The following is a 5,657-nucleotide window of genomic DNA, read 5'->3' as shown; positions in this document are numbered from 1 at the left end:
CCGTCGGGCGGTCCGCATAGAGTGCACCGGTGGCACGCCTGCTGATCGACCTCACCCCGCTGCGACGGTCCCCCGCGTTCCGCCGGCTGTGGCTGGGCAACGTGCTGGCCTCCGTGGGCACGCAGCTGACCCTGGTGGCCGTGAGCCTCGAGGTGTTCGCCCTGACCGGCTCGTCCTTCGCGGTGGGCCTGCTGGGCCTGGCCGCGCTCGTGCCGCTCGTGGCGGCCGGCCTCTACGGCGGGGCGGTGGCGGACCGGTACGACCGCCGCCGGGTGGCCCTGGCCTCCTCCACCGTGATGTGGCTGACCGCCGCCGGCATCGCGGCGCACGCGTGGGCGGGGATCGAGTCCGTGGCCCTGCTCTACGCCCTGACGGCGCTGCACTCGGCGGCGTCCGGGATCAACCAGCCCACGCGCGGGGCCATCATCCCCGCGCTCGTGGAACCGGCCCTGCTGCCGGCGGCCAACGCCCTGAACATGCTCACGTTCTCCGTGGCCATGATGGTCGGACCCGTGCTGGGCGGGGTGCTCGTGGCCTCCGTGGGGTACGCGTGGACGTACTCGATCGACGTGGTCACGTTCCTCGCCGCGCTGTACGCCCTGTGGCGGCTGCCGGCCCTGCCCCCGGGGTCCGGGGACGGCACTCCCGCGCCCGCCGGACGGGTGGGGCTGTCCTCCGTGGTGGAGGGGCTGCGCTTCCTGGCCACCCGGCCCAACCTGCGCATGACGTTCCTCGCGGACATCGTCGCCATGGCCACCGCGTTCCCCCGCGCGCTGCTGCCGGCGGTGGGCGGGCCGATCCTCGGCGGGGGCGAGTCCGCCGTCGGGCTGCTGCTGGCGGCGATGGCCGCCGGGGCGTTCCTGGCCGGGCTGTTCTCCGGCAGCTTCACGCGGCTGCACGCGCACGGCTGGGGCGTGGCCGTGGCGATCGCGGTGTGGGGCGCCTCGGTGGCGGCCTTCGGCGGGGTCGTCTGGTGGGCGTCCACCCTGCCCGACGGCGACCCCCGCCTCACCGTGGCCCTCGCCGCCGGGATCGGGTGCCTCGCGGTGGGCGGCGCCGCGGACTCCGTCTCCGGGGTGTTCCGCAGCACGATCCTGCAGTCCGCCACCCCGGACCGGCTGCGCGGCCGGCTGCAGGGGGTGTTCGTGGTGGTCGTGGCCGGCGGCCCCCGCGTGGGCGAGATGGTCACCGGCTCCGCGTCCCTGGTCCTGGGGGAGGGGCTCACCCTCGTGGCGGGCGGCGTGCTGTGCGTGGCCGGCGTCGTCCTGCTGATGCGGTGGCAGCCCGACTTCCTCCGGTACGACGCGCGGAGCCCCGCCCCCTGACCGGGGACGGGGCTCCTGGACCGGCGGACGGCGCGGCCGTCAGCGGCGGCTCACTCGGCGTCGTCGAGGTCCGCGACGATCGTCTCGGGCAGGGTGCCGCCCAGGCCGCGCCAGTGGGCGAGCAGCTCGCGGCGCGGGGCGGCCTGCAGCGCCTCGCGGGCGTCCTTCTCGGCCTGTTCGATGCGCTTGTCCAGGGCGCGCGGGGCGCCCTCGCGGACCGCGTCGCGGTGGTGACGCCTGACCGGCTCCTCCTCCGTGAACCGCTCCACGGGCTCGAGCTGCTGCGCGGTGGCGTCCTGGTTGGAGCGCTGGGCCTTGAGCGTGCCGGGCTTGAGCACCTGGCTGACCCAGCTGCCGTCCAGCAGGATCCCGCGCGGAGCGGCCAGGCCGTGGCGCAGGGCCAGGTCCAGGGCGTCGGCGGGGTCGATGTCGAGGCGGGCCCTCGTCAGGGGCAGGTCGTCCACGGGGCGGCCGTCCACGCGCTGCCGGGCGATGGCCCCGGCGAGCGTGGTGTCGGACTGCCACACGGCGCCGCGCGGGTCGATCAGGTAGAGCATGCGGACTCCTCGGTCTCGTCGCCGGCGCGGGCTCAGCGGAAGTTGATGAACTGCAGGTCGGCGTCCTCGAACGTCTTCAGCAGGGCGATGGTCTCCTGCAGGTCGTCACGCGACTTCGAGGACACGCGCAGCTCGTCGCCCTGGATCTGGGCCTTGACGGACTTGGGCCCCTCGTCCCGGATCAGCTTGGTGATCTTCTTGGCGGTGGGCTGGTCGATGCCCTCCTTGATCGAGGCCTCGAGGCGGGTCTCCTTGCCGGAGGCGTAGGGCTCGCCCACGTCCAGGGACTTCAGGGAGATCCCGCGCTTGACCAGCTTGGACTCGAACACGTCCAGCACGGCCTTCACGCGCTCCTCGGAGGAGGCCTTCATGAGCAACTTCTCGCCGGAGAAGTCGATCTCCGCGCCGACGCCCTTGAAGTCGTAGCGCTGGGCGATCTCCTTCTGCGCCTGGTTCAGGGCGTTGGACACCTCCTGCTTGTCCACCTTGCTGACGACGTCAAACGTGGAATCGCTGGCCATGGGTCCTCCTGGGTCTCGGGGCTTGAATGCTCCGGCCAGCCTATCCGGCGGCACGGGCGCGGGCGGAGGGTTCAGTGCTCCGAGCCCACGCCCCGACTGCGTCGTGCACCGTGCACCGCATATCCGGCGCCCCCGACAAGCAGCAGGGCGCCCCCGACGGCCAGGCGCCAGGGCAGCAGGGCCGGATTGAACACGAGGTTGGCCTCCCAGGGGAGGACGTGCAGGGAGGTCCCCAGGCAGAGCAGCAGGGCAGCGAGCGTGCCTGCGGTCGTCCCGCCGAGCCACGCGGCGGTGAAGGTGGACCCGAGCCAGAGGGGCAGGAAGCTCCAGTACACGTGGACGGCATCGGTCCGTGCGGAGAGCAGGGGTGTCGCGGCAGCGGCAAGCAGCAGCACAGCCCCGACCTGAGTGGCGGCCCAGAAGGCGCGGAGCCGACGCGCAGAGCGTGCGGCGACGTCGGTCAGCCATGCCGTGCTGTCCCGCAGGGAAAGTGAGACGAGCCCGCACGCGACGGCCAGCAGGATCGGGGACAGCAGCGCAGGATCCTGGCCCAGCTCACCGACCAGGACGTCGCGGGGCGCCACACGACGTCCGGCCGCATGGGTACCGGCGGCCCCGAGGGCGACGGCGACGGCGAGTCCGGAGATGAAGGCCGGGCGGACGCCGTGGGAGAGCAGCCACGTTCGAACCGCGCTGCGGGAGGTCGAATGACGGCGGCTCATGGGAGGGCGGCTTCCGTCAGAGAGCAGGTCTGCAGCTCCTCCGCGTGGTCATGCCACCAGGCCATGCGCTGCTCTGCAGGCCAAGCGGCGAACTCGGCGGCACGATGCTCGAGGGACTGCCGGTCCCCCGGGGGCATCGCCGCGGCATCCGACGCTGACCAGGGGGAGTGCAAATCCGCCGGGGCGATGCCGATGCCGCTGCCGAGCAGGTAGGGGACCGTCCGCATCGCATCGTTCTCCACTCGGCACGTCGACGGGAAGAGCGCCTCGGCAAGCTCGACGTGAACGGCGTGCGGGTTTGGGATGGCCGACACCATCATCCTGCCGCCGGGCGCGCTGACCTGGAGACCGCCGGAGACGGCCGCGAGATCGGTGTCGGGGGACACGCGGGCCGGGAGCAGGGGCTCCGGCAGGTCTGAGAGCCCGGTCTCGATGGCGCGTGCGTACTCCGGGAGGCCGGCCGCCCAGGGCAGGGGAACGCAGACTTCGGTTCGGCCCGCGAGGCAGTGAGCGGTGGGCGGGAGCACCACACGCAGGTCGTCGTCCGCGAAGGAGTCGAGGGTGGCGATCGGCACCACGACGGCCACGACACCGAGCGCCACCAGGGCGCGACGCCCGAAGAGGTGCGCCAGGAGGGTGAGGGCGACGGCTGCCGCCAGACATGCACGCAGGGCCCCTGCGGTCGTGCTCGGGAAGACGTCGAGCCAACCGTAGGCGCCGGACGGGCCGAGGAGGCCCTGGCGGGTCAGGGGCGAACCGATGACGTCCAGAGCGTAGGAAGCGTAGACGGCGGCCCCGGCGATCAACGGCGCCCACCGGTACGGCAGCCACCATCCCACCACGGCACCAAGGAAGGAGGCCGCGACCAGCCAGGCGAAGGTCCCCACAAGCCAGAGGGCCAGCGGACCGTGGGCGGCGGGGGTGGAGGTGGGAGCGACGACGGCCGCCGCGATCAATAGGTCTGCCCCGATGGTGCACGCCAGGACGGCGCCGGAGTAAAGGAGGGCCCATGGCAACACGAAGCGGGTCAGGGCGTTCCGATCCTGTATGGAGGTGGCGTTCATCCAGTCGGTGGATCGGTGACGTAACGGCGTGACGAGCCAGCAGACGGCGGCCGCCCCGAGCGTGGTGCCAAGGATGGATGCTCGCAGCATCGCATCGCCGAGAACAGCGGGGAGCCATCCGGCGGAGGCATGACGGTCGACGTACAGGCCGATGGCCGAGACCACCGTCACCACGAGGACGAGGGCGAGGAGCAGTGGCAGGGCGCGTCCCCGAGGGCCGAGGAGGCTCACAGGGTGGGACCCTTCTCGGTCAGCAGTCGGTTCATGGCCCGCGCGGCGTCTGCCGCCGACCCGGACGGCGGGATGACGGCCCCGATCGCCCCGTCGAACGCGACCCGCCCACGGTTGAGCGCGATGAGCCGCTGCGCGACATGGAGGATGTCCTCCACGAGATGCGTCGACAGGATGACGCAGGGATCGCCGGGCAGGCGTGTGACGGCGTCCAGGAAGTGATGACGTTGCAACGGGTCGAGTCCTGCGGTGGGCTCGTCGAGCACCAGCACGCGGGGCTGGGCCACGATCGCGCAGGCGAGTGCGAGGCGGCGCCGCTCGCCTCCGGAGAGGCGGTGGGCTTGCCGCTGGGACAGGTCCGCCAGGTCAGTCGCGTCAAGTGCGGCCGTCCACCGCTGCCGACGGCCCCCCGGAGCGCCCGACTTGAGCCAGTCGGCGTACTCAACGGCCTCGCGCACCGAGACGCCACGGGGGAATCCGGCCTCTTGGGGCACCCAGCCGAGGGCCGCATGCAGTCGACGCCGGGTCTGCTTCGAGGTGCGGATGTCCTCACCCTCGAAGCAGACCCGCCCGGAGGAGAGATCGATGAGCCCCAAGGCCGCCCGGAGCATGGTGGTTTTGCCCGCGCCGTTCTGGCCGAGTACGGCCGTGATGCCGGGGGTGAAGTCCACCGTGACGTCCCGCAGCACGGGGCGGCCGGAGCGTACGACGGAGAGGGAGCTGAGATGGAGCACGGATCCTCCGGTGTGCGGCGCGGTGTCAGTACTCGGCGGACCAGGAGCCGAAGTAGTCAGGGGCAAAGGCCTTGTGCTGGGCAACCCTGCTCTGGACGTTGATGCCATTGCAGACGGCCGGGAGGACGATCGTCCCTCCGGCGGCAACGCCGCTCTTGCTCGTCACGTGACCCGTGTAGTTCACCGGCTCACTCACCCCGCACGCCCATGTGTGCCAATTGAGCCGACCCTGATAGTAGACGGGATTTCCATATGTGCTCTTGAGGTTCCCGTCAACTTTGCCACCCTTGTCGTAGGACGTGACCTTGTACTGGATGCCACTGCCCTGGTTGCTGGAGACGTTGACGGCAGCGGCGCCGGTCGGAAGGAGGAGGGCCAGGGCAACTGCCGCAAGACGAACTGATTTCATGGTCGACTCCGTTGTCTGTGATGGATTCAGCGTAGGAACTAGCTGTGCGTGGAGGCTACCCCCCCCGTCGGCGACATCTCACCCCCCCGTCGGC

Annotated in this window: 7 protein-coding genes; 1 reads left to right on the top strand and 6 read right to left on the bottom strand. The window is 71.7% G+C overall.

Translation table 11 applies throughout. From position 1 onward, the window contains the following. Positions 1-29 precede the first annotated feature (29 nt). Positions 30-1,325, top strand: a complete 1,296-nt coding sequence (locus Q4D18_RS10830) for an MFS transporter (RefSeq protein ID WP_303128278.1) — start codon at positions 30-32, stop codon at positions 1,323-1,325. Positions 1,326-1,375: 50 nt separating this feature from the next. On the opposite strand, the gene Q4D18_RS10825 is transcribed toward Q4D18_RS10830, so the two are convergent. The 6 genes from Q4D18_RS10825 to Q4D18_RS10800 form a co-directional block, all read right to left on the bottom strand. After that, positions 1,376-1,882 (bottom strand): hypothetical protein, encoded by a 507-nt coding sequence (locus Q4D18_RS10825; RefSeq protein ID WP_303128277.1) that lies wholly within the window; start codon positions 1,880-1,882, stop codon positions 1,376-1,378. Positions 1,883-1,914: 32 nt separating this feature from the next. Then, entirely contained in the window at positions 1,915-2,403 is a 489-nt protein-coding gene (locus tag Q4D18_RS10820; RefSeq protein ID WP_303128276.1) for a YajQ family cyclic di-GMP-binding protein, read from the bottom strand. A gap of 71 nt (positions 2,404-2,474) precedes the next feature. After that, positions 2,475-3,125 carry a hypothetical protein gene (locus Q4D18_RS10815; RefSeq protein WP_303128274.1) on the bottom strand — a complete coding sequence of 217 codons (651 nt, stop codon included), beginning with the start codon at positions 3,123-3,125 and terminating at the stop codon, positions 2,475-2,477. Further along, the gene (locus Q4D18_RS10810; RefSeq protein ID WP_303128272.1) at positions 3,122-4,363 is read right to left on the bottom strand and encodes a hypothetical protein; all 1,242 of its coding nucleotides are present in this window, start codon (positions 4,361-4,363) and stop codon (positions 3,122-3,124) included. The genes Q4D18_RS10815 and Q4D18_RS10810 overlap by 4 nt, the downstream gene beginning before the upstream one ends. A 53-nt stretch (positions 4,364-4,416) precedes the next feature. Beyond that, the gene (locus Q4D18_RS10805) at positions 4,417-5,109 is read right to left on the bottom strand and encodes an ATP-binding cassette domain-containing protein (RefSeq protein ID WP_303128270.1); all 693 of its coding nucleotides are present in this window, start codon (positions 5,107-5,109) and stop codon (positions 4,417-4,419) included. A 70-nt stretch (positions 5,110-5,179) separates the two neighbouring features. After that, positions 5,180-5,563, bottom strand: coding sequence for a hypothetical protein (locus tag Q4D18_RS10800; RefSeq protein ID WP_303128268.1), 384 nt, complete (start codon positions 5,561-5,563; stop codon positions 5,180-5,182). Between the last annotated feature and the right edge of the window lie 94 nt (positions 5,564-5,657).

The organism is Micrococcus sp. (assembly GCF_030523875.1).
Taxonomy (GTDB): Bacteria; Actinomycetota; Actinomycetes; order Actinomycetales; family Micrococcaceae; genus Micrococcus.
This window is presented reverse-complemented; position numbering and strand designations above follow the sequence as displayed.